General features: G+C 51.3%; 31 protein-coding genes. 12 read left to right on the top strand and 19 right to left on the bottom strand.

The window, feature by feature from the left end:
• Positions 1-18: 18 nt before the first annotated feature.
• The 3 genes from ACU680_RS01825 to ACU680_RS01815 all read right to left on the bottom strand — a co-directional run bounded on the left by ACU680_RS01825 (position 19) and on the right by ACU680_RS01815 (position 1,653).
• Positions 19-249, bottom strand: a complete 231-nt coding sequence (locus tag ACU680_RS01825) for a DUF2188 domain-containing protein (protein WP_448178501.1) — start codon at positions 247-249, stop codon at positions 19-21.
• A 184-nt stretch (positions 250-433) separates the two neighbouring features.
• Positions 434-1,036: an RES family NAD+ phosphorylase gene (locus ACU680_RS01820; RefSeq protein ID WP_448178500.1), complete on the bottom strand. Its 603-nt coding sequence runs from the start codon at positions 1,034-1,036 to the stop codon at positions 434-436.
• Positions 1,037-1,233: 197 nt separating this feature from the next.
• Positions 1,234-1,653 (bottom strand): hypothetical protein, encoded by a 420-nt coding sequence (locus tag ACU680_RS01815; protein WP_448178499.1) that lies wholly within the window; start codon positions 1,651-1,653, stop codon positions 1,234-1,236.
• Positions 1,654-1,836: 183 nt separating this feature from the next.
• Between ACU680_RS01815 and ACU680_RS01810 the strand changes: the two genes are divergently transcribed.
• Both ACU680_RS01810 and ACU680_RS01805 read left to right on the top strand, forming a co-directional pair.
• A complete protein-coding gene (locus tag ACU680_RS01810; RefSeq protein ID WP_448178498.1) occupies positions 1,837-2,586 on the top strand; it encodes a hypothetical protein in 750 nt (249 codons plus the stop codon).
• A 449-nt stretch (positions 2,587-3,035) separates the two neighbouring features.
• Positions 3,036-3,260: a hypothetical protein gene (locus ACU680_RS01805; RefSeq protein ID WP_448178497.1), complete on the top strand. Its 225-nt coding sequence runs from the start codon at positions 3,036-3,038 to the stop codon at positions 3,258-3,260.
• Positions 3,261-4,074: 814 nt separating this feature from the next.
• On the opposite strand, the gene ACU680_RS01800 is transcribed toward ACU680_RS01805, so the two are convergent.
• Entirely contained in the window at positions 4,075-4,917 is an 843-nt protein-coding gene (locus tag ACU680_RS01800; RefSeq protein ID WP_448178496.1) for a hypothetical protein, read from the bottom strand.
• Between the two features lie 143 nt (positions 4,918-5,060).
• On the opposite strand from ACU680_RS01800, the gene ACU680_RS01795 reads away from it, so the two are divergent.
• Both ACU680_RS01795 and ACU680_RS01790 read left to right on the top strand, forming a co-directional pair.
• Complete coding sequence (locus tag ACU680_RS01795) at positions 5,061-5,741, top strand: N-acetylmuramoyl-L-alanine amidase (RefSeq protein WP_448178495.1); 681 nt, start codon at positions 5,061-5,063, stop codon at positions 5,739-5,741.
• A 225-nt stretch (positions 5,742-5,966) separates the two neighbouring features.
• Entirely contained in the window at positions 5,967-6,566 is a 600-nt protein-coding gene (locus ACU680_RS01790) for a hypothetical protein (protein ID WP_448178494.1), read from the top strand.
• Positions 6,567-6,802: 236 nt separating this feature from the next.
• Here ACU680_RS01790 and ACU680_RS01785 read toward each other — a convergent pair whose 3' ends face one another.
• The 5 genes from ACU680_RS01785 to ACU680_RS01765 form a co-directional block, all read right to left on the bottom strand.
• Complete coding sequence (locus ACU680_RS01785; RefSeq protein ID WP_448178493.1) at positions 6,803-7,360, bottom strand: hypothetical protein; 558 nt, start codon at positions 7,358-7,360, stop codon at positions 6,803-6,805.
• A complete protein-coding gene (locus ACU680_RS01780) occupies positions 7,347-8,153 on the bottom strand; it encodes a hypothetical protein (protein ID WP_448178492.1) in 807 nt (268 codons plus the stop codon). Before ACU680_RS01780 ends, ACU680_RS01785 begins: the two co-directional genes overlap by 14 nt.
• Positions 8,154-9,224: 1,071 nt before the next feature.
• On the bottom strand, positions 9,225-9,590 hold the full coding sequence (locus tag ACU680_RS01775) for a histone-like nucleoid-structuring protein, MvaT/MvaU family (RefSeq protein ID WP_448178491.1): 366 nt from the start codon (positions 9,588-9,590) through the stop codon (positions 9,225-9,227).
• Positions 9,591-9,751: 161 nt separating this feature from the next.
• Positions 9,752-10,051 carry a hypothetical protein gene (locus ACU680_RS01770; RefSeq protein ID WP_448178490.1) on the bottom strand — a complete coding sequence of 100 codons (300 nt, stop codon included), beginning with the start codon at positions 10,049-10,051 and terminating at the stop codon, positions 9,752-9,754.
• 296 nt (positions 10,052-10,347) lie between these two features.
• A complete protein-coding gene (locus ACU680_RS01765) occupies positions 10,348-11,058 on the bottom strand; it encodes an SOS response-associated peptidase family protein (protein WP_448178489.1) in 711 nt (236 codons plus the stop codon).
• 98 nt (positions 11,059-11,156) lie between these two features.
• Here ACU680_RS01765 and ACU680_RS01760 point away from each other — a divergent pair, with 98 nt between their 5' ends.
• The 3 genes from ACU680_RS01760 to ACU680_RS01750 all read left to right on the top strand — a co-directional run bounded on the left by ACU680_RS01760 (position 11,157) and on the right by ACU680_RS01750 (position 13,900).
• Entirely contained in the window at positions 11,157-11,588 is a 432-nt protein-coding gene (locus ACU680_RS01760) for a LexA family protein (RefSeq protein ID WP_027613517.1), read from the top strand.
• On the top strand, positions 11,575-12,855 hold the full coding sequence (umuC, locus tag ACU680_RS01755; protein WP_448178488.1) for a translesion error-prone DNA polymerase V subunit UmuC: 1,281 nt from the start codon (positions 11,575-11,577) through the stop codon (positions 12,853-12,855). The genes ACU680_RS01760 and umuC overlap by 14 nt, the downstream gene beginning before the upstream one ends.
• Before the next feature lie 265 nt (positions 12,856-13,120).
• Positions 13,121-13,900, top strand: a complete 780-nt coding sequence (locus tag ACU680_RS01750; RefSeq protein WP_448178487.1) for a hypothetical protein — start codon at positions 13,121-13,123, stop codon at positions 13,898-13,900.
• Positions 13,901-14,094: 194 nt separating this feature from the next.
• On the opposite strand, the gene ACU680_RS01745 is transcribed toward ACU680_RS01750, so the two are convergent.
• The 8 genes from ACU680_RS01745 to ACU680_RS01710 form a co-directional block, all read right to left on the bottom strand.
• Positions 14,095-14,859 carry a GNAT family N-acetyltransferase gene (locus ACU680_RS01745; protein WP_448178486.1) on the bottom strand — a complete coding sequence of 255 codons (765 nt, stop codon included), beginning with the start codon at positions 14,857-14,859 and terminating at the stop codon, positions 14,095-14,097.
• 286 nt (positions 14,860-15,145) lie between these two features.
• A complete protein-coding gene (locus tag ACU680_RS01740) occupies positions 15,146-16,216 on the bottom strand; it encodes a hypothetical protein (protein WP_448178485.1) in 1,071 nt (356 codons plus the stop codon).
• A 541-nt stretch (positions 16,217-16,757) separates the two neighbouring features.
• Positions 16,758-17,057, bottom strand: coding sequence for a hypothetical protein (locus ACU680_RS01735; protein ID WP_448178484.1), 300 nt, complete (start codon positions 17,055-17,057; stop codon positions 16,758-16,760).
• Positions 17,058-17,532: 475 nt separating this feature from the next.
• On the bottom strand, positions 17,533-18,060 hold the full coding sequence (locus ACU680_RS01730) for an HAD domain-containing protein (RefSeq protein ID WP_448178483.1): 528 nt from the start codon (positions 18,058-18,060) through the stop codon (positions 17,533-17,535).
• 42 nt (positions 18,061-18,102) lie between these two features.
• Positions 18,103-18,297, bottom strand: coding sequence for an antitoxin VbhA family protein (locus tag ACU680_RS01725; RefSeq protein WP_448178482.1), 195 nt, complete (start codon positions 18,295-18,297; stop codon positions 18,103-18,105).
• Between the two features lie 63 nt (positions 18,298-18,360).
• A complete protein-coding gene (locus tag ACU680_RS01720; RefSeq protein ID WP_448178481.1) occupies positions 18,361-18,924 on the bottom strand; it encodes a hypothetical protein in 564 nt (187 codons plus the stop codon).
• A gap of 77 nt (positions 18,925-19,001) precedes the next feature.
• A complete protein-coding gene (locus ACU680_RS01715) occupies positions 19,002-19,406 on the bottom strand; it encodes a DUF6957 family protein (RefSeq protein WP_448178480.1) in 405 nt (134 codons plus the stop codon).
• 22 nt (positions 19,407-19,428) lie between these two features.
• Positions 19,429-19,809, bottom strand: a complete 381-nt coding sequence (locus ACU680_RS01710) for a hypothetical protein (protein WP_448178479.1) — start codon at positions 19,807-19,809, stop codon at positions 19,429-19,431.
• A gap of 146 nt (positions 19,810-19,955) precedes the next feature.
• On the opposite strand from ACU680_RS01710, the gene ACU680_RS01705 reads away from it, so the two are divergent.
• From ACU680_RS01705 to ACU680_RS01685, 5 genes are all read left to right on the top strand, one after another.
• Complete coding sequence (locus ACU680_RS01705; protein ID WP_448178478.1) at positions 19,956-20,516, top strand: helix-turn-helix domain-containing protein; 561 nt, start codon at positions 19,956-19,958, stop codon at positions 20,514-20,516.
• 460 nt (positions 20,517-20,976) lie between these two features.
• A complete protein-coding gene (locus ACU680_RS01700; RefSeq protein ID WP_448178477.1) occupies positions 20,977-22,023 on the top strand; it encodes an AAA family ATPase in 1,047 nt (348 codons plus the stop codon).
• A complete protein-coding gene (locus tag ACU680_RS01695; RefSeq protein ID WP_007965899.1) occupies positions 22,020-23,351 on the top strand; it encodes a DUF58 domain-containing protein in 1,332 nt (443 codons plus the stop codon). Before ACU680_RS01700 ends, ACU680_RS01695 begins: the two co-directional genes overlap by 4 nt.
• A 227-nt stretch (positions 23,352-23,578) precedes the next feature.
• The gene (locus ACU680_RS01690) at positions 23,579-23,794 is read left to right on the top strand and encodes a hypothetical protein (protein ID WP_007965898.1); all 216 of its coding nucleotides are present in this window, start codon (positions 23,579-23,581) and stop codon (positions 23,792-23,794) included.
• Between the two features lie 486 nt (positions 23,795-24,280).
• Positions 24,281-24,652 (top strand): DUF6124 family protein, encoded by a 372-nt coding sequence (locus ACU680_RS01685; RefSeq protein WP_007965896.1) that lies wholly within the window; start codon positions 24,281-24,283, stop codon positions 24,650-24,652.
• 95 nt (positions 24,653-24,747) lie between these two features.
• Here the strand turns inward: ACU680_RS01685 and ACU680_RS01680 are convergent, their stop codons facing one another.
• Both ACU680_RS01680 and ACU680_RS01675 read right to left on the bottom strand, forming a co-directional pair.
• Positions 24,748-25,107: a PilZ domain-containing protein gene (locus tag ACU680_RS01680; protein WP_027612508.1), complete on the bottom strand. Its 360-nt coding sequence runs from the start codon at positions 25,105-25,107 to the stop codon at positions 24,748-24,750.
• A gap of 228 nt (positions 25,108-25,335) precedes the next feature.
• Complete coding sequence (locus ACU680_RS01675; RefSeq protein ID WP_123588638.1) at positions 25,336-25,722, bottom strand: tetratricopeptide repeat protein; 387 nt, start codon at positions 25,720-25,722, stop codon at positions 25,336-25,338.
• Positions 25,723-25,788 lie beyond the last annotated feature (66 nt).

The raw sequence follows: 25,788 nt of genomic DNA, 5'->3' as shown, positions 1-25,788 counted from the left end.
CTGTTGAATGGCTAAGCTTTATCCTTCCGGTGGATGAGGATCATTGCCATACGAGTCACGAGCGCGGATTTTGTTGTCCTTGCCGTGAATCAGAACTTCACTCTTCTGATTCTGAGCGATGGCCCGTGCCGCCTCTGCGGCCTCCTGTTGTGTTCGGTGGTGTGAGGTGTCTTTAGTGTTACCTTCGCCGCGCACCGCCCAACCGTCCTCTCGCTTTACAACGTGCTGGTTTTTGCCTTTGCCTGTCATGCGACCCCCCTACTTTGGAGACTGTCCTGTGAGCCTAGCAGGCGAAGTGGCGAACACAATATATGGCGTTATTTTTCACCATATGCACACCATATAATGATGGCATGGAGAGGGTAAGTCAGCTTCGGCTACATGGCGGTTCGAGCTATCGTCGCGCCCTGGTCAGCCTGACAGCGTCGCCAGGTCACCATTCATGAGGAGCAGTTTCAGTCTCTGGCTCATCCTCTGCCAATGGTTCATCTACGGGATCGTAAACAACTCCACGAATCGCGTGATACACAAGGGTGCCGCGCACATATTCGATACAAGGTGCATCGGATGACTTTGCACCTCCGATTCCCATACCCCCTTTAAACCGCCACATCATGGGTTCTGCAGCGCACGCTACATGCGAAAACAGCACAATATTGGTACCCGATTTTTCCTGTACCGATTTGAAAATTACGCCATCGATCCGTGGCTTGCAGTGCGTCGCCAGGTACTCGGCGATGACCTGGGTCGTCAGGTAGTTTCTTTCCATACCAGGTAGCACGGGGAGCGTGATCTCGTCGTGCAGATACCTCAGGAAATCTCTACGCCCGTTTTTTGCAAAGCACTTGGGATCAAAGAAGCTCGGCACAGGCCCCAGATCCGCCTTCTCGAACCGCCCGAAGTCCAGCAGCCTGACCTCCCTGTTCAATCTGAACTCTCCACTAACTACTGTTCCGCCCACCGGAGGGCGCAGCTCAGTTATGCAAGTCAGTCGTTCTAAAGCTCCATAAAACGCAGGCACGCCAGCTGGGTTCATTCTCCCCTCTCCCGCTTAGTCCTTCGGGGGCGCCGCAAGGTTACGCCCGGGATTAGCCGTAATTTCACCGACACTTTCGGGGGTCATGCAGGTGCGGGCACGGTAAATCGGAGGCGCATTTTCGGGCGTCAGAATTCGCACAACGGCGTGTTCGTCCAATGAGACGGAGTAGCCGTCTAGACCTTCGAATAGCCAATCTAGGAAAGCCTTTGCGCTTGCTTCATCCCTTCCTGGAATTCGCCCCACTGGTGGCCAATATCATCCGGTCTGAATGGCAACCCGGAGTAGTTCATGTCATCGCTGTATGAAGACAGCTCTCTGCACACTGCCCGTACGATAGGTTCGATATTGTCACACCCAAATACTTCGCTGACCCAGATGTCGATGCACTCACCTTTCTGGTACTGCTCGGCGCCGCTGCCGCTCCAGCGAAAATCGACACCTTCGTAGATGTATAGCTGCAGAATCTTCTCCACACGGGTGACGATCTCAGTAAGCGGTATGCACTTGCGTTTCGAGGCACAAAGGCTGCAGGAGTTGGAGGTTCCTTTACGCTGGATCTGCCCACCCAAGAACGGATCAATCACGCACTTAAAGCAAACGTTTTTTACAGCCATGGCGATCTCATCATCCTTTCGCATAATGCTGGCAAAGTACAGGCATGTGGAAGCTGGGTATGATCACTGATGAACATTCACAGACCAACACCTTGTTCGCCGCTCAATTGCGTGACTGATTGAATATCACCGCGAAGCCAACAGCGGCGGCCACCCCATAACCGTCGAAGGACAAGAAATCACATGAGCTCGATCAAGGAATATTTCTTCGAGGTACAACAGGAAAACTGCATCGAATGGATTCGCCAGCAGTACGGAATTGAGGTCGATCCCGATGAAGATGAGGAGCAATGGGCGGAACTGGCCGGCGAGTACTCGGCCATGCTTGATGCCGAAGAGGCTGAGTTCGAATGGCTAAATCAACATTCGCATAGCGAGTTCTTCCACGAGTTTTCTGCTGATCTGGCGACGGCTTCCAGTCTGTTGACTCTTGGTAGCAGCCAACATGCTGACACCCTGAACAAGGTCGTCTACGCGCATACCGTCACCCTGATGGAAGCGTTGATAAGCTCAGTCGTACGCAAGCTTCTCGTGAGCGAGCAGATACTTCTGATGAACCTGGTAGCCGGATACAAGAAATTGAGCGGTATAACAGTCACCCTCAAGCAGATTGCGGAGGAACCGAAGGTTGTAGAAGTCATCGTCCTGAAAGCTCTAAACGAGTTGAGCTTCCACAACGTAGCGACGATCAATCAAGTACTGAACGCCATGTTCGGCGAGCACATGAAAGGCATTGGACTGAGTGAAATCGGTCGCATCTGCAGCAAGCGTCACGACATCGTTCACCGCAACGGCAAGACTGTCGACGACCAGCCCATCGAGCTGACCTCGCAGGAGGTGCATCAAGCTATCCGTAACATCAGTGAATTTGCGGAAGATCTCAAGTGCCGGATCGACAACGCGCTCACTGCGAGAGATGCCTTTGAGTTTTAGCAGAAAGGAGCGGGCTCAGCCGAGCGCGAACCGGGGTGTTAGGAACTGTTTGGAGTTCGGTGGCTTCGCGAGCGGGCAGTAGAGTCCCCAAACGCTGCTGGGCATCGTGGGGTGACTATGATGCAAGGCAGCTTGAGCGTGATGCTGGCTTTGGTACCTGCCCTTCCCTGCTCGAAGGCCTGCCACATTCCAATGCCAGGAAATGGCATGCAGGTTTATATGACGGTCGACCTAGATTACTGAAGCAAACGGTAGAGTCGTTGGGCTTGGTTTGGCAGGGTATCTATCACCGGGGGATAGACGATGCTAGGAACGTTGCATCCATCATCAAGGAGATGCTCGGCTGATTAGGTGAGCCGGGGCTATTGGGCCGAAGGGACGAGCAATTATCCCCAGGTCATCATCAACCCCCTGCTACGCTTTGCTTTTCACCCGAACGGAGTCGAGTCATGGCCGAGCAATATTCCCTTCCCGACGTACTGGCAAGAATTTACGAAAACCAATTGGCAATCGAAGCGGCATTGATGGAGCTCGTCCTGCTGGAGGAGCAGCGTGGTTCATCTGAGGCTTGCGACAATGCACGTGTTGCGCTGGAGAAGATTGGCGAGAATGCGGGGCATATCAAGCAAGGAATTGCTAGATTGGGAGGAGATCCTGGGACGTCGATTTTTTGATCCTCAAGCCTTCAGCCGGCATCGTGCCTGCAAAATAAAGTCCCTCTCAACGGGTATGAATACGAAGAACCGAAGCCTCGTTTACAGATATGGTGACGCGCTCACTCAAGGATGAACCAAGACCACGCGTACCTCCTATAACGCCCAGCAACGACTCGCAATGATGTGAAGGACAGGCTATGACTGTTCACTCTCCTCAATGCTGGGATGCCGAAGGTAGGGATTTTGAACAAGCAGGAACAGGTAATGGCCTGGCTACGCACGCAGTCACTCGGATAGCGACGCGAGGTGAGACACGCTGGGCAAACGTCTGTGAATTACTTAAATTATTGGCCAGCCATAATTATTGCCCCGCCATAATTCTCAATAATTTTGCGCGTACTTAAGTCAGAACCTAGCAGGCCGTTTGGGTCACCAGACATAGGCGGGCACAAGGCCCGAAGGAACGACTGAGCGAATCAGACCATTGCAGTACGCCCGATCTGCCCTGTGTAACACTTAGATCGGAATCGTCGCCAGGGCTGGGATCTAGGATAATTTTCGAAACGGTACACTTAAGGGGAATGAAGGCGTCCAGATGCCCTGTCATAGCAGATCTAAAGGTTATGAAGAGAGCCAAGAGTGGCTCACCGTATATCCCTACGCTATACGCTCACTGGCATGCTGTACATGCCATCAAGCTCCGATAACAAAAGTACACGCACAAGCCCTTCACACGCCTATCGACGCTGTGTGAGAGTAAACTAGACCAATGGCAGTCACATAATTGTAAGCACGTCTAATCAATCAATACTTGGTGTTCGGATACATGCCTTTAACTTGCCGAGACGCAGACACCGACGTCCGCCTCAAGCCTTCCAACAGCGATTTGGACGCGCTCCAGTTCTTCTTTACTTATCGTTGTCTGCGTTCCATCAGATTTGAATATGAAAGCAACACTTTTACTTTTGTCGACTCCGGCCATTGGTGCTTTGGCGGATGCAAGCCCCATTTTTAGATAGGATTGGAACTGGACAAAATCTGGAGCGGTACTGACAGCCCTTTTCCGTAATCGAGCAAATAGCTTGTCCTCCACTCGATACATTCCGGCATTTAAAAGCTTCAAGGCGTAAGTAGTAGCATCTCCTCCTCCAGACGGAGCGATAACGAACTCCATGGCAGGGCTATCCAAATTTAGAGCCAGCTCTCTCAGACATTTAGTCGACACATAGGCAGATGTGTATGCGTCATTTTGTTTCTCAACACCATAGAAACTGGAGACCAATGTAGACACTCCGACAGTCAGTGCTCCCGCTCCAGCGACTGGAATTGATTGAGCCACAGCACCGATCGCCCCTATGCTTCCACCGATCAAGTTGGCAGAACCAGTGTCCCACTCTCTCTCCTCCTGCTTAGCAATTTTAGCCCTGTATTGAAGTATTGTTTTTTCTGAGGCAATCGCAAAGTTACTAATGGTCGTGGGGCGGTCGGCCACCACCTCCAAGTCCTTGATATTTGGCGCTAGATGGCCGCATCCTGAAACAACCCCTCCAACAACCAATAAAAAAATAACTCTCGTCCTCATTTCCTCTCCCTGCCGTCGATCTCGTGTGTCAGAAGGCTGAAATTGATGATAGTCGTAAGCCGGAAAACTTCCTGCTCGAAAGTGATAGCTCATCACAAATTCCAGCTACGCTGAGTTTTGACTTGAGCGGATTTTCGGTCTTTCTGTATGGCCAGTATCAAACGGAATGCTATCAGTCACCACTCAGAAGAAGAAACGCTTCAGCCCAGGTGCTCTCAACATAGGAAAGGACAGAAATGCCTAAGCCAATAGACTATTATTTCCAATTGCCACCTGAAGCGCGGCCAAGCTACTCCCCTTTGCAAGAAGAACTCCATCCGGACTTCGAATGGCTTAATCAAAATCGGGCTCGCTCGCGAGGAAAAGACGTATTCGAAGCCATTGATACAGTCGTCATCCATGCGACAGCTGGATACGCTACATCCCACGCGGTAGAAAACTGGCATCAGAAGGTTGCAAGTGCCCATTGGATCATTCCCGACGAGAAGGAGCCTCAACATGGTCATTTCGTTTGGGGAACTGTCGCAGAAGCGAAAGCCGCATATCATGTTCGGGACGCTATTACTGTCGCAGAGACTGCTCTAGGCGATGGGCCGAATGTCAACAACAGAAGCCTCGGTATCGAAATAGTTAACACCCAAGATGTTCAGAACTACCAAGATCCATTTTCAACTTGGCAAGTGACCATGACGGCAAGGATTGTGCTTTACGCTTGGGCCAAGTATCCCAACCTCAAACACGTGATCTCTCATGCAAAATTAGACCCTACACGCAGAGACGACCCGGGAATTCAGTTTCCATGGGACGACTTCAAAAACATGGTATTGACGCACTCTGTATTACCACCGAGGAATCCATTGGTTTTTGAAACGGTAGAGCTTGATGCCAAAGAGGGCGGCAGTTGCTGCTCGCCTTGAAAAAATTAACCTATCAGGAATCAAGCAAACCCCACCCCTGCCAATCGCATTTTGTAGAGGGTCATCAAGATTTTGCCACGCAGACTAAGACTGTAAGATAGGTGACACGATCTACATCGACATAACGCCGCTCGTCATATCCCACCCACAGCTTAAAATATCAACTACACTGAAATATGTACGGATTTTTTAGTAATTCTACTCAATATTGTGGAGCAGATTGCAATGTTAACACCAGAAAAACCAAGGCTAAGCACCTCAAAACTTGAAGAGCTATTAGAGCCATATAATATTGACCAAAAAAAATACCCTCTTATAGTTATTGGCATTAGAGGATACTATAGAGATCAAATGGGCGCCCCAGAGGTAAATGATAGAGGCATATATGATGATGCAATTTTTATTTATTCACCTCACGCAATGGTCGCTTACAACGGCAACACCGACCCGTCTAAATATAGAAAAGGAGAAGGGGACGGAGCTGAAAAAGGTATGGCTTCGCTGAACCCTGGGGTATGGTATGCGCACCGCTTCGACTATCATAAAGGTGATTATCTTGCACTCTGCCAGCGCGAAGGGAAAGTTACTGTGACTAGAGACGGCGATCCGCCTTACCTAGACACGGGTTTTTTCGGAATTAACATCCATCGCGGCGGTTACAATACTACCTCAAGTGAAGGCTGCCAGACCATCCATCCTTCACAGTGGGAAAGCTTTATACATTTAGCTGAAGACCAGGCCAAAAGGTATTATGCAAGCTCGTGGAAGTCTGAAATCATCCCATATTTACTATTAGATCCTGACTCAGCATTAGTGGATGCGTAGGATTTAAATTGGCCTCTTATAATTGGCAAAATCTTAACTAAATCTTCCGTACCAAACACACTTGCCAGAAGGAAAAATGCTATTTTCATCCTAGATTGCCCGAACATGTCAACTGACTTGTTTACTGCAATACATCTATAGGTGGCAGCCTACACTACTGACGACCAAAAAAAATAAAAAAGATTATGTGGACACCTAAATCGCACAGCTCAATTTATTTAATTTCAACATTAGCTCTAATGCATAATTTGACCTCTCTGTTGATCAAACTTGATTATTTTGTCTTGTTGAAATTTCGAACCTGCATCATTGGGAATTTCAATTATAACCCTCTCTCTGCCACGCAGTTCAGGAGGAACTTCAAATGCACGGCCTCCACCACTTCCACCACCTGAGCCTACTACCACTCCATCACATGGAGGAGTGCATGGCTGATAGGCTTGCCTGGGCATTATGGCTATGGAAGCGGGAGCAGAAGCGTCGGCCTGAAACGACGAAGCCCCCTTGGTAACGTTAGCCACAACAGTATCTTTTCTAGTGTAGTCGATACCATCCAGCACGGCTGCAAAGAATTTTACGTCAGGACAGTGTCTACTCAATTCTTCAATATCCCAGAACGATCTGCTATACATGGCGCTAGCGGCTTGATCTTTAGCTTTAATGGAGTCTCTTACCCGGTTATACGATTTCGCTGCCAAGTCATCAGCAGTTTTACAGTCAAGGTCTGCTGCCAATACAGCCACAGGAGTTGATAGAATAAACACACACACCATCAACAAGTTATTTGTTTTCATTTGTTTTATCCGCGTTTGTGGTGTCCGCTGGTGGAGTGGCTCTGGCCTTTTTAGCATCCTCAACCGAAGGAATATCCGTCACTTCAACTTGCGGGATGCTCGAGTTCTGCCTGGCGCCGGGATAATAAGTATATCGCTCTGGCGAAGTATAGTTGTACTCCCCTTTTGAATATAACGTTGCAACAATTATGACACCTCCAATAAATATGCCAACAATTCCAGGGGTATTGCTCGCCACCAGCGCTTTAAATGTATCCCCGGCCGTCTCTTTTGCTTGAAGAGAAATTTTACTTGAGTCGCTACTTGAAAAAAATGAAACAGCCAGACCACCAAAAATAATTCCTGAACCGATAAGCATCGACAAAAGCCGCAAAAGAGTTGTGTTGAGCAGTGTCAGACCTGCAAATGTAAACGATAGATCAGCTCCTGACTTATCGGTGATAATCGTCGCGGTGCTATAAACAGAGTAACCGACCAAACATATAAGCAGAAAGCTACACAAGCCGAGACCTAGTGCAACCCCTCCCCAAATTTTCGTTTGCCATTGCGGAATATGCCCAGGAGGATTGTTGTCTGTCCCGTCCGGCAGAGATAACAATTTTGGTTTATCTCTAATTATTTCAGTTTCAGCAACTTTCGCTCCGGCGTTGGTAGCTTCTGCAGGCTGATCAAATTCTGCAGTTTTAGCAGTGGCTGAAGTCTCTATAGCGGTCGTATGTCCGGCATTCTCATTAGCGGGTTCTGCTGCCACCTCGACTTTTATCAGCGGGTCATCCGGTTTAATATCCGCCATGATTCGACTCCTGTACCTGCCGTTAAAAGACAAAAACTCACGCCTACCCGATATTAATTTTCCGAGGCTGCCCTAATGTTGACGGAACCTATACACACCTCCATCATTTGGCCGAAGTTTAGATGACTTTGGATTTCTGTTACACATCCTCATGCAGGTAACACCAATTGATTCGGCATATCTAATGTAGCCAATGGTTATTTTCATCAACTTTACAGTTGACTTGCCCCACTTCGGAGGGGGCAACCCTTTCCGCTCACGTGGGGTGACTATGGTGAAACAGATCAGCGCACGCTCGAAACGCTCGGGCATATTGGCGTCGATTCAACTGGGCTACGAAGCAAGTCAATCGACGAGTTTCAGGGGCAGGATTTTCACTATGTTGTCACCTTCTGTGAAAAATCATCTGAGGAAGCATCCCGGATGCCATCATCAGAAGAGATAATGACTTGGAACTTCGAGGATTCGGCTACCAGTGAAAAGCTTGAGCCTTTTCGCCATGCCCTCTAGGAAATCCATGACCGCATCAAGATGTTCGTCACGGTAAAAACTCGAAATACCTCAGCGTAGGCCTACCCATCGCTTCAGAGCTTAAGGCGGTCAAAAACTGTCGCCCAGAATGTCGCCAATAACCGTTGATCCATCGTCATCGCCCTGTCTTCTAACTGTCACATTCGTCACCTAGGTTTCTTTCGCCAAGATGCTCAAAGGGGGCTTTATGAATAGTGCGTGCTGGCTAAAGACTTGGTGCATAGCTGCCAACCTCAGCTCACGAAGGAGGATCATAAGTGCGTTTTGTAGCCGTAATTCTCCAGTGATCAGAACAGCTGAATACCAGGCTACTCTTTTACAGCGATATCCAATGGGTCTCATAAGCAGTGCTGAAGTCGAAGCTTGTTGGACAGTTGGCTTCCCTCCGCCGGGCGTATCCGAGGTTGGATCTCACCTAATGCCGGATAACTTATAAGGTGCTTTGGATTGATCAAAAACAAGTCACGGGAGAGTAGCTACTGGTTTGACTACAAAACAAAAAAAGGGCCCTGAAGGGCCCTACGTTCTTACATCCCGAAATTACTTGGTCAGCCAGGACTCGACGGTCGCAGCGCCGTGCTTTGTTTTCCAATCCTTCAGAGTCTTGTGATTACCACCCTTGGTTTCAACGACTTCGCCAGTGTGAGGATTTTTATAAACCTTCAACTGGCGAGGTTTGCGACTACCGGCTTTGGACTCGGCGGCTGGAGCGCGACGACCTGCTTGCGGATCAAGAAGGTTGATCACGTCCTTGAGGCTATAGCCGTATTTTGCGAGCAAATCGCGCAGCTTCGTTTCGAACTCGATTTCTTTCTTGAGGCCAGCATCGCCCTTGAGGGCTTCGAGAGCCTGGAGCTGTTCGGCGAGGTGTTTTTCAAGCTGGCGGAATTCGGCAAGTTTAGACATGGAAATTCTCGATGTGAGTAATAGCTAGAGGTTACACCATAAATCACGGGGCGCACTTACAAGGAGTGGCGCTTGAGGCCTTATACCCGCCACCCTATATCTGTTTCCGAGCGACAGTAGGTCTTGGATTGATTCCTTGGGAGTGGCCGATACTCCTTTTCTTATAGATGAGTATCCGCCTCCTCAGCCGGATAAAACTCCCCCTCTTTCCCCATCCTTTTTAGCTTTTCGCGCACGATCAACTCAACACTGGCAACTGCGACATGATCTTCAGGGTTGACCAATTGCAAGCACAACCGTCGGACATTCTGATCGTGGGTGCCCTCGCTCATCATCTCGTGGGTGAAGACTTGTTCGCCACGCCAAAGGCATAGCTGGGTATGAGTCTCGCCGAGCCATATCTCGTTGATTGATCTTAAGTCGGTGGTTGCGAGTTGATCGACGGTGATGGTCTTATCCATTGCTCTGTACCTTACCCATAAGCAGTAACAGGTAGACTTCCGGGCACAGGGGGTCGTTCCAATTGCCGGTAGGTGACCCGGCTAGATGGTGGTGAAATACCTTCTGGATTGAGGTCGGACAATCAACGACTGAAGCCGGCAAGTACGAATAGACGTCGGGAATTCCATGACTAATCCGGCTGCTTTTACATTCAGATGGCCGCGCATGGAAAAATCTTACTCCCCTCCTCATCCCCATACTTCCAGTCCGCTGGCATGCAGCTTCCGATACGCCGTCTCTCAAACTGCGACTGAAATCAGTCATCGACGTCTTCGACCAGCGAGAGGGGCTGAATCAAATGCGGGCCTTGATTACGAACGTTACCTACATCCTTGCGAACCTTGTACCAATGAAAGTCGGTAACTGGTCGGCAGTGCTCCATCGCGATTTCCTTCGCTCGTTCAACTGAAGTTTCAGGATCAATCCATTCGCGAGCGTGCTCAGGTGCCAGAACCAGAGGTTTGCGGTCATGGATATCGACCATGCCTTGATCACTCGCTGCGGTGATGATGACGAAACCGTCGCGATCATCTGGTTCCAAACCTTCGTGCACCTCAGCCAGACCGGCGAAGAACATCGGTATCTGCTCTTTCAGTGTTATGAAATAGGGCTGTTTTTTCTTTGGATCATCTCCGTCCTTGACCCATTCGAACCACCCGTTCGCCGGCGCGATTACGCGACCATTTGGCCAGAGCTGATTGAAAAATTTCCCGGTCATGACGGTCTCGACTCTCGCGTTTATCGGGTCAGGGCGCTTTCCCTTCGCCCAGAACGGCGCCCATCCCCATTTAACCTTATCGACACTCAAGCCCTCTCCCACTGGCCGGAAGATTTCCACTCGCGTCGACGGCGCAACGTTGTACCGCTCGACAGGCCAAAGGTCATAGCCATTGATCACCAGCTGATTTGGCGCAAGCTCCTTGAGGTAGTGATCCATCGATTCGTAGATCGAGTAGCGTCCGCACATGGTGTCACCCGTCGAATTGTCGTACCTATGAGATTGACCGCAAGCGAACCAAATCGTTAACTGTATGCATATACAGTCAACTTCCTAAGGCTTGCATCATGAGCATCACCATCCTCGGCCCTCTAGCGTCTGGCGGTAGGAAGCTGCCTCTCTATTCATCCAGGGTGCCGGCAGGCTTCCCCTCCCCTGCGGCTGATCACATCGAAAAACACATTTCCTTAGATGAGCTGTTCGATATCCGCGCGCCGCACGTCTACCTGGTGAGAATTGATGGAGACAGCATGCAGGGCGCCGGAATTTATTCAGGGGATTTGGTGGTCGTTGATCGGAGCATCGATGCGGTCAGCGGCGACATAGTCATCGCAGCGCTGAACTCGGAGCCATTCTGCAAGCGCCTGCTTCTGCGTGAGAACGCCGTGATGCTTGTATCGGAGAACCCAAGATATCCGGCAAGGCATGTCATGGAAGGCGATGAGCTGGTGATCTGGGGTGTGGTGAAATACAGCGTGCGCGATCATGACAATACGTGAGCCCGTCTTTGCCCTGATTGACTGCAACAGCTTCTACGCGAGCTGCGAGCGAGTGTTCAGACCCGACCTGGCAAAGACACCCATTGTGGTTTTGTCCAACAACGACGGCTGTGTGATTGCGCGCAGCTACGACGCCAAGCCTTTCGTGAAAATGGGCCAGCCGTACTTCCAGATCAAAGACCATCTACGCCGGCATGGGGTTGTGGCATTCAGCAGCAATTACGCTTTGTACGGCGACATGAGCGAGCGCGTTATGACGATCATCGAGTCGATGGTGCCGGTAATTGAGGTCTACAGCATTGATGAGGCTTTCGCCGATTTGACTGGCATGCATGGAGATCTGTCCGCGTTTGGCAGGCACATGCGCTCCACGCTTCTCAAGCGCACAGGCATTCCTGTCGGAGTGGGGATAGCGCGCACGAAGACTCTCGCCAAGCTCGCTAACCACACAGCCAAACGTCTGCTGGATATTACCGGGGGCGTGGTCGATCTCTGCGATCCGTTCAAACGTGACTGGACACTGCGCAATACCGATGTCGGCGAAGTCTGGGGCATTGGCAAACGCATGAAGGCTCACCTCGAAGTCATGGGCATCAAGACAGCCATGGACTTGGCGAAAGCCGACCCGTGGATGCTTCGGCAGAAATTCAGTGTGGTGATCGAGAAAACTGCTCGCGAGCTTGCCAGCACCTCCTGTCTGGAACTGGGTGAAGCTGAACCACCCAAGCAAGAGATTTGCTGTAGCAGGATGTTCGGCACCAGGCTCACGCAGATTGAGCCAATCAAGGAGGCCGTCGCTACTTACACCCAACGTGCGGCGGAAAAGCTCAGAGCGCAAAACTCGCTGTGCAAGAAGATCCGCGTGAGTATCAGGACAGGCATGTTCAATCCCGAAGAAGCGAAGTATGCGAACGGCGCGCTGGTCGAACTACCCTACCCGACAAACGATGTTCGACTCATGACCAAGGCTGCGACCGAAGCCGTCAATCGTCTGTATCGACCGGGCTTCAAGTACAGCAAAGCGGAGGTTCTGTTGATGGATCTCCGACAACCTGGCGAGTTTACCGACGATTTGTTCGCGCATTCGCAGCCAGTGATGGCCGACAAGGTGATGAGCGTTCTGGATGAAATCAATGGCCGTTGGGGAAAGGGAGTTATCCGGCTAGCCAGCGTGCCGGCGGCGCCCGATTGGGCAATGCGTAGAGAGCTGATGAGTCAGAGCTACACGACCAAGGTAAATGAGCTGTGGACGGTGAGAGCACGATAACGTCGCCGCAATAAGCAATTACGGCTTAAATAGCGCCCTAGTGAATGACGGCTTTCGGCCATTAGCGGCCGAATGACAACGCCGTTCTCCGCCGAACAAGAAGCTTGAAGCAGACGCGCGTCATGTACCTTGATAAGGCGGAGTACCAGCGCGACCATGAGCATTGTCCTGAGTCATCGGCTACTCGCACAGTGGAAGCTGCGTCTGCCCACGCCGAATTTGATCTGTAGGCTACGCTTGTTCGAATCAGTATTGAGATTGGCTTATGACCCCCAAAAGAATAATTCTTCTAGTTAAGGTGTTTGATAAGGAGGAATACGCTGATTCATTCATTCAGGCAGGAGAGATGTTCTGTAAGACGATTGGGCAGTTCAAGCAGATAGAGGGTGATGTCGCACGAGGCGACCAATACGAGGCACCCTCGGAATGGCATCAACCCGATCGAATATCTCTGACGTTTTTATTTAAGACGCCAGACGGGGAGGAGAAGTCCTTTCCAATAGAAGGGCTGGCCGGCCCGTTTGTGATGCAGCGTACGGCGCACGATCGTTTGAATGCCTTCTGTATGTACGCTGTCACCGTACCGGATTTCGAAGAATCGTATGAAACAGAGGAGGAGCGACTGCGCGTGGTCGAGAAAATCAATTCAATGTTGAAGGTACACGCGACGCTAGGCGAGGAAATGCTTTTGCTTGGAGAGCATGCCGTTCTCATCATCAAGGTCGCGAATTTCATCGATAAAGTAAGCAAAGCCGCCAAGTCGGAAGGCTATACGTCTTGGCGAGGCCTTGTCGATTATTTTGATCCCGAGACCTTTCATGGCAGTTTCGGAGAGGTTGAGTCCGTTTTTAAAAAGCGGAGCATCTATTCTTATCAAAAAGAGTTCAGATTTGTTTTCGACTCGAGCAAGCCTGAGGGAGCGAAAACTTTATATGCGGGACCTCTGGATGGTATTGCTTTCAAGCTCAAAACCAGCGAAATCAACAGCAAGATTGAATTGAAGCTCGCCGAGGATCAACACAGCGACGGAGAATCACATGGTTAGCCGTTTGCTGCTTTGCAGCGGGTGCTGACGCCTACCTAAAACACGGTCAGTAAGTTGTTTGGAAGCAGTCGGTGTTGGGCGACAGCTCCCGACCGATAGCTGTCCTTTCGTGATAGGTAGCTTTCGGCCAAAAACATGGGCACCCCATAGTTTTTCGTCAATATTAACGTCAAACCCCTAAAAATATCTTGAATTCAACTAGGTGCGGGATACCGTAACACATGAGACGAAGTCAGCTTCGCAAAAAACTCGCTAACCTTCAGTTTCTGAGCCGCATTATCATCGATGAGGGCCCTCCAAGCCATATTAAATTCATCGTCTCCGATCTGCTCACGAATAGAACAGAGCGTCTCGTTAATTAATTTTTTATATTTAATGCCCTTTGGTGGCTCCCATACTTGGCCTGTAGCAATACCATTACACATCGAAACATTTGTTCCTGCCGTTGTCGGCCCAGTTGGAGAGTAACCGAGATGTTCATAAATGTGCACCAGCTCCACGGAACAATCCAACACAAGAACAGAGTAACGGGATTGAAGAGCTGCCAACATCGCCTTCATAACCCCCCTACCACGATGTGAGGGGCCGACAACGATGGAACCAACTGAACACATTGAATCGGTGATCTTGGTAAAAAAACTGGGTATGAAGTCTATGAAGCCTATGACCTTTCGTGCACTAGGATCGTGATCATCAAATGCTAAGACAAGTCCAGACTCGACTTTCAATTCGTTCCGCCTGCATATAATAGTTTCAAAGAAGGGCTGAAGATTATCAGTTAGTCTTTTACAAACCTGAACCTCCGGCAGAAGCGCTAATGGTGAGTTCGCGCTTATAGGGTAAGCCGCCAGATTGCAAGCATCATTTTTTGCCAAATGCAAAACTGCGTCATGAAATTCCTGCTCGAGCACTTCAACTTCAGTCGACAATAAAACTTCAACTCGACCGCAATACTTCACTAATCATCTCCATAAGCTTGCGCCGAATCCTTACAGATTGTGACTTGTCTCTTCTGCCAACCCTGAAGAGGCTTGATAAACAGAGCTACATTATCGACATGTAATACGCAAAATCGGTTACGACCGACTACTTAAAACTAAGGCTCAGCATGGGCATAACTTTTTAAACTATTAATTACGTAGTGATGGCACGATTTTCGCTTAGACTCAACTCCCATCGTTGCCTGAATCCTAAGCCTTTCGAAGTAAAGGATGAACTCGATCACAATGGGCGGTGAAAAATAACCTAATCCTTAAAGAATTCAAGTCCTCGTTTAATCTCGCGCTTCAGCTCTTGCAATACCGTAAAAAAGCTTTTTTCAGCATCCACTAATATCGCATTCTTGCTTTTCGCCAGCAGCACAGAATCTATATAAAAATACAGAGATTCTCTATCCTTACCAATATAACCATTCACGGGATCTAGGGTCAAGACGCGCCCCAAACCCCATTTCCTTTCCAAATCACAGAGATAATCCCAGTCATCTTGTTTTGATTTTTTCAATTCCAGTGCGCACTTCAATTCTTCAAAGTCACATATGGCGAGATCTTTCAATATGCCATCCTTGAGAAAACCAACATGCTCGTTCTTAATCTCGAAATATGAAAATATGCGACCTTCACCTTCAAACATCTCAACTTTGGTGGAAAGATATGGTACAGCGTTATGTTTAAGGAAGTTATTTATATCGATGTATATGTTGTGCTTTAGCCCTGAAGGGTTAGCAGGATTGCAAAAAAGTGGCCGCATATAAAAGTAATATTTCTCAACCTTGGGATCTATCTTCAATCGCCCCTCTTCTTCATCGTAACATAACTCGAATTCGCTCTTCTCCAATGCGCCGTATTCTTTTAGGGAATGACATATAGCATCGCCTAGAAATCCCAACCAATGATCATGACCATTGAGTGACTTCAGTTTAGAATCTTCCGACAGCTTGCTTTTGTACCTTGTATAAAGCGTATCAATTGTAGCCAAGCCTTTTTCAGACTTATCAAGATACGTGGATTTTGCGATTAAAAATGCATTATTGAGGGAGCGATACTGAACTTTTGTTATTTTGCTCTCAGCAGCACCGAGTTTCAACATGCAGCAAATACTATAATAATCTATAAGGGTTGCCATTGAATTTAAAAGTGAATCAGAAAGCGCCTGATTCAACACGGAGTTTTTTTCATCTATTTTTTTCGAAGGATGTAGAAACTCATTTAAATACTGAAAATTTGTAGTTTGCCTAGCCTCAAAGATCTCGTGAATCTTCTTTATCTGGTATTTGACGTTTTGTTCGACGTCATCTACGATTTTTTTATTGCTCATGTGTTGGAATACTCAAAATTTGGAGCGCTTATCTTGCGCACTTTTGATTAAAGATCAAGCTCTTTAGGTTCAAAGAGCCGGTAGTTTCCATTCGGGGATGTCTGTCTTACTAGGCCTAAGTAATACTGAGTGTCACCTGAGACACGATGGTTCGGCACGCCTAGTGAGATGACTGCTTGCCCTTGGTTTTTTTGCATTCCCATAAGGGAGAAAGCTACCACTGTGTTGCCCATGGCTTGCCTTGCTGAATGAGCGTCCGTTAATGTCCGATCTCTGCCGGTGCCGATGCGCTGCAATGGATCGCTCCGCCCCGCTCCTGAGCGCTAACCGTACAGGTCAAGTCCAATGCAAATGGCAGTTCAGAACGGATGAAAGCGGGTGGTCAAGTGAGTACATTGGCACGCTGATTTAGTATCCAGTACGACTAACCGCCTGGAGTTTCTGGTTCGACTGCCTACAGTAACAATGGGTCGATGAGATGCGTTACCACCAGATCGGCCGAAAAGGTGAGGCGCTGCATTGGTGATTGGACGCGGGGGCTTCAGTCGTCTCCCCAAGGATCGAATTTGTCCCCATAACTAGCGCGTAGGGCGCGATTGCGTTCGATCCGCCAAATCCATGGATCGTAGTCCTCTGGCAATGCGGCGAGCTTAGCGCTGATGATCATTTGCACCGATTCGTCGCGCAGTAAGCTACTGGTCAGTTCGAGGTATTGGCCACGCGTAACCACACCATAAGTGGCGTGATTTTCTTTTATGTAGAGGTCGGTCAATCCCACTCGCAGATGGCCGTATTTTTTTACGTCGTCGGGGTAGACGTCCTCAAGGCTAAGGTGTCCCATATCGAACTCCAGGTTTCACAGCCGCCATCGAAAGCCTGCGCCATCATTAAAATCGTTCCTTCGCGACAGCGCCTACGTAAGCCAGCCAACAGCAGGCCATTAAGTGTGCGCATGATAACCTCGGTACAGATATCAATGTTCTGAGAAGCCCCTTTGAACACACCTAACGCACGTGTCGATTTCGACACCCTGATCAACGCACCAAAATTTTCGGACGACCTAGTCGGGCAGTACCAAAAGAAACGGTGGCGACTGCTGGCTGAAGACATTTACCAGAGCACCACAATAGAGAGGGCTACATCCATGGCCTTGTGGATGCCGGACACCTCTCAACCAAGGACTACGAGCGTGATTACCTCATTCTGTGCATCGCTCAAAGGCGGCGTGAATTTCTGCGCAAATTGCTGAACGAATACGGTTACTGAAGCAATAAACTCATACTTTGCAGCAACTCAAAGCGTCTCGGGAAATGTTTTTACGTCCTCATCAATACACTCAGCTTGAACCGTAGTTCCTCCTGGGTCGGCACTGAGTTAAGGCCCAGGTCGGGATCAGTGCGTATCAGTCGTCGATCGTGATCTGGCCAGCTTTCAAAAGGATCATCATCCAGGGCGATCCAATTCGTCAGGCCTGCCCTAGTTACTGCAGCACGGATCTGGTGATATCGGCTGAACATGTCATAGCCCTCAAACGGAGCCTTGGGCATCCTTGAGTGCCATGTACTGCTCACAGTGAGAACCTGCAGCTCTGGCGGTAAAGCAGAGCGTGCACGGCGGTAACCTAGGATGCGCACCCAACTGGTCGACAAGCTGATTTTGACTTGGGGAAACTCTTTCAGTATCTCGACAAGAATTCCGGCATGCATCATGAGTTGCCCGGGTGCACGCAACTCCAAACCAGTCCGAGTACGGTATACGCCGTCCGGGTGCAGCACCCCATCAAAATCGAGAAATAGAACTCGATCATTCGGCGTCAGCCGGTTGCTTGACGGGCAGTCAAGCATGGTAAAGATTTCTCAAAGCCGGCCTTCCTGGAAGTTAACTGCTTACCGTGGAGAGCACTCCCGTATGGACTCAATCAACTCCATCAGAAGTTCGTCAAGACTGACCAAGCCTTCCGCATATCGCTGCAGCTCAGCAAGGTGCGTATAGGAAGGCCTCACACCTTCGAGTACCTGACAGCCAAGAACTTCAGCAACTGCTTTGCGACGTCGTTCGCGCTCGAGATCATCGATCTGCACGTGCCACCTCCCCCTTTACTTAGCCAAAGCCTCCACCAAAGGGGAAGCCTGGCTAAGAAGCGATTACTTAAACGCCTTGCTGAAGCGCTGAGAAAGTGTCGTAGCATCAATCTCCGCCCAGCTTTCAGGTTGGCTACTTTTCCGAATAAAGTTAATCGCACAGCCAACCATGAACACACCCGCAGCGACTCCTTCCCAAGCCGCAGCCTTAAACGTCGCCGGAACGAGATAACTCGGGTTGACGCTACCCGTTAAGAGGTGGATCGGATAAGGCGAAATGAAGCAACCAGCAACGGCCACCGCAATCATCAAGGGTACCGCTGCAACTAGCATTAGAACCGGTACTTTGATCTGGTATTGCTTCGCCGCGACAAGCTTGCCGCTCGAACCCTTTACTGCGTAGATGATGGCTTTGTTCTCAGTCTTGTCTTTTTTCTTCGTGAAGATGCCGTACAGGGTCACTCGCTCCCCCGCCTCAATCTCTTCAAAAATCTTTCCTGGCAGCAAAACATTCGGCAATACCTGCTCATCGATAACGATGCGCGCGGTCACAGTCCCCTGCTCAGTAGCAATCACTCGTGGCTTCTCGATCACTCCAGTGACCTGCCGGCAATCAAATCGAATCAAAACGTGCTCCTGCAATTTTTAAAGGCGTAGTCAATCGCACTGCCTGAATGGCAGCGTGGGTGAAAGTATTGAGTCAGTTACGCTCGAAACGAGAAAACGGTACTAAGCTCTGCTGGCTTCCGTACACCATCACCAAGCAATAGGTAGACCGTGCTCTTAGTTTCAAACATGCATGGATGATCATGCGAAATTCCGAAGTTTGTGCGCACCCAGTGGCCGGGAGAGAAACGTCGGCGGCTGTCCAGGACGACTTCGTGTGCATAGACGACTGTGGGGAGTATTCCCATCGATGAAAGCTTCCGCTGCTCATCCTGTATGAGCTGCAAGTCGGCAATGATCCATTGCTTCACTAGGCAGAAAGGCTTCCCCGGAAAAGTCCTTTCGGCAAGCACTATTATTTCTTCTTGCTCGCCATGCCAACCAAGGACGACTTCCCCACTTCCGTAAAAAAACTGAGCAATCTCATCAAGTGTTACTGACATGGCGCCTCCAGTGTTTGAACCATCATGTGCGTGCACTGGTGTAGATATGGCCCGTTCCGGTGATGAACTCGTAGACGGGGTTTGCCTCGGTGCCAGGCTGAATGCGAATTTCAGAGAGAAGCTCCATTGCGTATGACCCCTGCTCGCGCTTTGTAGGTGGAAGGATGAGATGAATATTCGTCACGATCATGAACTCGCCCTGCTCAGCTGCACGCATCATCTGAACGGTTTCCACATCCGTAACTAGATGCGCAACCGGGCCAAAGGCCCCATCCTCCAATCCCATTCCCTCAATCAGAAACGAGTACTCACACCGACTGATATCGACCGATTTCCAGAGCATTCGAATACCGTCGGGAGTTCTAAATTGGCCCTGCAAATTGCTGCTATTGGTTACAAACACTTCGGATAAACCCTATTTCAAACCCTGCCAAGCTCTGAATAAGCTCAGCTTAGGCAGCCTTTGATTGACCCTGCTAATGCTTCTGGCAACCGGATAGGGATGTTGCCGAAAGGCACGCGATTCCTTGGCGCTATGCATCCTGTTAAATGGCCATCATAAGCAAAAATCCCACCATTAACAATTTAATATATTTGGTGGGTCAGTGCGAGTATGGCTCTATCCTTCATTTTGAGAAATTGAACGTGAAGGAAGAGCTAGCCGTCACGCTGCGCGCCATCCGGCAAATGAAAGGATTGGGTTATGAGGCCCTGTCGGGAACCATCAGCCAGAGCAACCTTAGCTTGCTCGAACAAGGGAAAATCCAGGCGACGCTACCGACCCTCGTCAAGATCGCCGAAACGCTCGATATCAACCTTCTGACTCTATTGGCGTTGTGCTTGGCGATACGTGACAAAGAGGCACCTGAACATTTGATAAAAAATGCGCAGAAAGAGCTTCAAGGCTTCATCGAGTCGGGTGGCCTTAAAATCATGGAGGATCAGATTCAAGACGGCGCATTGAAAAAACGTTCTCGAGGAACTCGAGCGGATGCTCAGAGGGTCAGTGCCGTTGTAGAACTGAAAAAGCAGGGCCTGACACAAGCCGAAGCTGCGCGGAAACTAGGTTTGCCTACATCGACTGTGCAACGGTACTGGCAAAAGGAGTGAGCCTTTAAAGGCAGAACCTCCAGCACGGTGCGTCTCATCATCAGCCTATTCTTTCTTCGACTTAGTAACGCCACTCAGATCCAGAATCGCTCACTCGAGCAGAAGCAGCTTATTAAGGTCGCCAGAGATGGTTGTGTTGTCCCAGCCTGAAGGAACGTGGCTGGTACGTTATCACTCAAGACGCTCAGCTCCCACACCAATGCGATCCAGGCGGAGGTCAGTGCCCGCTACAACACGCCCGCCTTGTAACGGCAGCCAAAAAATCTACCTTGGACTGGGAGTGTCGAATGCGGGAGGGCAATACGTCGAAATCTACAAATCCTGCGCCCATAGGTTTTGACTTCAGAAAGGTCTAGGCTGCCTTCTACTACGTGAGCTCACACTCGCATTACGCCAGATCAGAACCGAGCTCTCGACCGTCCTAGACCAAAAAAAGTTAAATTGGGTAAGTGACTGATTTATGGAAGATAAAACACATATAACAGTTAGCAAGGCTCCGGAAGGCACGAGTGAACAGATCGAGCCCGGCAGCGCCAGCCACGCCGCCCAGCAACGCCAGCGTGCCAGCCAGTTGGCGCAAGCGCTGCGCGGGGAATTGCAGAAGGCCTTGATCGGCCAGAACAGCGTGATCGACGATGTGCTGACCGCGCTGATCGCCGGCGGTCACGTGCTGCTTGAGGGCGTTCCGGGGCTGGGTAAAACGCTGCTGGTACGGGCGCTGGCGCGCTGCTTCGGCGGCGAGTTCGCGCGCATCCAGTTCACCCCGGACCTGATGCCCAGCGACGTCACCGGCCACGCGGTGTACGACCTGCACACCGAGCAGTTCAAGCTGCGCAAGGGGCCGTTGTTCACCCACCTGTTGCTGGCCGACGAGATCAACCGTGCACCGGCAAAAACCCAGGCGGCGTTGCTTGAAGCGATGCAGGAGCGCCAGGTCACCCTCGAAGGTCGGGCGCTGCCGATCGCTCAGCCGTTCATGGTGCTCGCCACTCAGAATCCGATCGAGCAGGAAGGCACTTATCCATTGCCGGAAGCCGAGCTCGACCGCTTCATGCTCAAGGTACGCATGGATTACCCCGAGGCCGAGCAAGAGCTGAACATGGTGCGTCAGGTCAGCCGCTCGACCCGCGCCGACATGCTTGATGTGCAGCCGCTGCGCACCGTCCTGCAAGCCAAGGACGTGCAAGCCCTGCAACGCATCGCCAGCGATCTGCCGATCGACGATCAAGTGCTCGATTACGCGGTGCGGCTGGCGCGCAGCACCCGCTCCTGGCCCGGCCTGACCCTCGGCGCCGGGCCGCGAGCCTCGATTGCGCTGGTGCGATGCGCCCGCGCCCGTGCGTTGCTGCGCGGCGGCGAGTTCGTGATTCCCGATGACATCAAGGGTTGCGCGCTCTCGGTGCTGCGCCATCGGGTGCGAGTGGCGCCGGAGCTGGACATCGAAGGTCTGCAGGTCGATCAGGTGCTGCAACAATTGCTCGACCAAGTGCCGGCGCCGCGCCTGTGAAACCGTCACGCCTGCTGCTGATCTGGCTCGCGATTCTGCTGGCCGTCGGCACGCTGCTGGGCACGCTGCAAGCTCTCGACATCGACGTGCCCGCCACGCTGTTGTCGATCAACTGGGGCTTGCTCCTGGCTCTGCTGGTGCTGGCGCTCATCGATGCGCTGCGCCTGAACAACCTGCCCTCGCCGCGCATCCAGCGGCAGATGCCCGGCAGCCTGGCACTCGGCCGTTGGAGCGAGGTGCGGCTGCAGCTCATCCATGACTTCATCGAGCCGGTCGCGGTGGAGATTTTCGACCACGTGCCACAGGGCCTGAGCTTCGAAAACCTGCCGCTGGCGATTGAACTGCAACCCGGGCAATTCAGCGCGGTCGGCTACCGTCTGCGCCCGCTCAAGCGCGGGCACTTCAGCTTCGAGCATTGCGAAATCAACCTGCCCAGCCCGTTCGGTCTGTGGACAGGCAAACGCCTGCTCGCCGTGAGCGGCGAGATCCGCGTCTACCCGGACTTCGCAAAGCTCTACGGTGGGCAGTTGTTGGCGGTGGACAACTGGCTCAGCCAGCTCGGTGTGCGCCAGCGCCAGCGTCGCGGGCAGGGTCAGGAATTTCATCAGTTGCGCGAATTTCGCGAGGGCGACAGCCTGCGCCAGATCGACTGGAAAGCCACCGCCCGTCAGCGCACGCCGATTGCCCGCGAGTATGAAGACGAGCGTGATCAACAGATCATGTTCATGCTCGATTGCGGGCGGCAAATGCGCAGCCAGGATGGCGAGCTGTCGCATTTCGACCATGCGCTGAATGCGTGTCTGCTGCTGAGCCATGTCGCGCTGCGTCAGGGCGATGCGGTGGGATTGAGTACATTTGCAGACGATCAACCGCGATATCTAGCTCCGGTAAAAGGCAGCGGGCAACTCAACGTCCTGCTCAACACGGTCTACGATCTGGCGAGTAGCCAACGTCCGGCGGACTATCAGGCAGCCATTCGGCAACTACTAACACGTCAGAAACGACGGGCACTGGTCATCCTTATGACCAACCTGCAGGATGAGGACCATGGCGAACTGACCAACGCAGTCCAACACCTGAGCCGCCAGCATCAAGTGTTAGTGGTCAGCCTGCGCGAAGAAACGCTCGACCAAATGCGCCAAGACTCGGTACAAACCCTTCCTGAAGCATTGGCCTATTGCGGCGCAGTGGATTACCTAAACGCTAGGGCCGAACTGAATGAGCGCCTGATGGCTCATGGCACACCTGTGCTGGATGTCCCTACCAGTAAGCTAAACACTGAACTAGTGTCAATTTACTTAAGCTGGAAGAAAGCTGGAGCCCTATAGACATTGTAGATTTCACGCCGGCGGGGTGTTTCAAATTGGCAAGCGGGTGTAGATTTCTTAATAAGAAATACCGCTGCTAAAAGGGCTTTTCCATTGATCGGTATCTCACTCCACTTACTTAAAGGAGTACCAGTCCGCTCCTTGAGGCGGCCCATCCCGCGCTATCGGATTGCCCGCTAAATTTTCCCATGCAGCCATGCTCGAAGCCTCTCGAACGGAGTCGAAGAATGCCCACTAAATATTCATTATCTGATGTGTTGGAAAGGATTTATCAGAATCAGCTTGGGCTGGAGGCAGCCCTAATGGAGCTAACACTCCAGGTCGAAGAGAGGGGGTTTACCGAGATCGGAGAAAACGTCCGCTCTGCGCTTTTTGTCATTGGAGAAAATGCCGGCTATATCAAGCAGGGCTTGGCGAAACTCAGAGCAAAGGAAACGGACTAGGCCTCAAAAACTCAATGAATTTTGTCGACCGCTTTGGTGTTATCCACAGGGTGATTATCGAAGCGATTTGACGATTCAAAAACCTTCCAACACCCCACCTAAAATCCCCCCGTCTCATATCGAAATGATACAGATTGATGCGTTCGGGTACACATATCCGTCATCCGAATGAAGTCTTTCCCCAAACCTAGGAATTTAGGCTACACGACGTGGCGCCTTTGCCTACGAACACACCAGAATGCTCTGTCTTGTACGCATTGGTGAGGCTCCGTAACTTGATCTTGGCCGCTGAATCAGCGGTCGAAATTAATTGTCCGGGGCAATGTCGAGGCAGTAGCTTCAGTCAGGCTAGTAACATTTTAGCTGTTAGCAGGACGTCTCTAGGTGAGCCGAACAGCTCACCTCCCCCCGGCCGAATAACCTCTTCATAGCAGTTTCCGTTCACGTTCACCCGAACTGGAAGCCAAGCAAAAAGGATATAAAGCCATGAACAGTGCAACATCAAATCCTCCAGAATCTGACGCGACTTCCAGCTGTCTCCCCCCTGATTCAGAGAGGTTTCAGGAAGCCGCAGAACGCGCCCTCGACCACTACCTCAAACCAAAATCGCCCTCACGCAATTCCGTGGATCGCGGCATGCAGATGTTCGTTGTCGCCCCCGACCTCAACCCCGAAGCCATCGCCATCCAGACCTACGAAACCTTCTCGTCGGTGAGCATTCTGCTGCTGGATCTGGCGGACAGCCTGGAAGACAAACCACGGCATCTGGCGATGGCGATCTATCAGTTGAGCGAGATGGGTTTGTTGCTGGCGGAGAAGACACTGGACAGTGAGCGGGCGATTGCCTTGAAGGCTTGAAGATCAAAAGATCGCCGCCTGCGGCAGCTCCTGCAGGAAAATTGCATTTCCACTGTAGGAGCTGCCGCAGGCGGCGATCTTTGGTTTTGGCTGTATCAGGCAGACGCCGGCAGGGGCTGAAAACTGAAGTACTGCTTCAACGCCTGCACCAGTTGCGCATATTCCGGCGGCGGGCGTTGCAGGCTGAAGCCGGCGTCGTAGTGCATCGGGGTCGCGTCTTCATGGCACCACAGGCAGCACGCCGTCAGGTCGATGACCTGCTGGCAGCCATCGCCGAGCGGAATTTTGAGACGCAGACTGAAATCGACACCGGTCATCATCGGTAACTGGCTGATGAGCATCAGCCCGTCTTCGGACACATTGCCCAGAAAACCGATGGGTTTGTCGGTGACGCTGTTGAACACCCTGAGGAAGTACGGCAACTGGTGCCGTTCGATTCGTCGGTCGGTAAACATGCGAGGTACGCCACGCAAGGCCCCATCACAGAGCCGCACCTTTGCTTCGGAACACGCCTGTGTCACAGACACGCTCTCCCCGCTTCCGGTGGGATGGTCGCCAATACGCCATCACCTCAACAACGACCAGTCGCAGGTGTTGCCCCGGTTCAGAGTCAGGCTCTGAACCGGATCACTGGACTATAGCTCAGCTTGTACAGTCAGCCAGCGTTTGTATGACACCCAGCATCAGAAGCGTTGCGGACCCGGCGCTGCCACCGCACTGCGAGTCGGGTAATGTCCCAGGCTCTGCAGGGTTTCCAGGCGGGCGCGGGCGCGGAAGGCGTATTCGCTGTTGGGGTACGAGGCGATGATGAACTGGTAGGTCTGCGCAGCGTCGATGTACATTTTTTGCCGTTCCAGGCACTGGCCGCGCATCATCGACACTTCCGGCCACACATACGGACGGGCCCGGCTGGCGCGTTCGACCTTGGACAGTTCGAGCATCACCTGCTCGCAATTGCCCCGGTCGTAGGCGCTGTAGGCGTTGTTCAAATGATGGTTCATCGACCAACGGGTGCAGCCCGTGACGGCGAGGACGCTGAGGGCAAGGGCGGCAATGGGCAACAATCGCATGGGGAGGTTCTCCTGTCTTGAGCTCTGTATCGACCCCTGGTCGTAAATCTTCAGGCGCGTTTGTCC

This window comes from Pseudomonas sp. LF020 (assembly GCF_053456425.1).
This window is presented reverse-complemented; position numbering and strand designations above follow the sequence as displayed.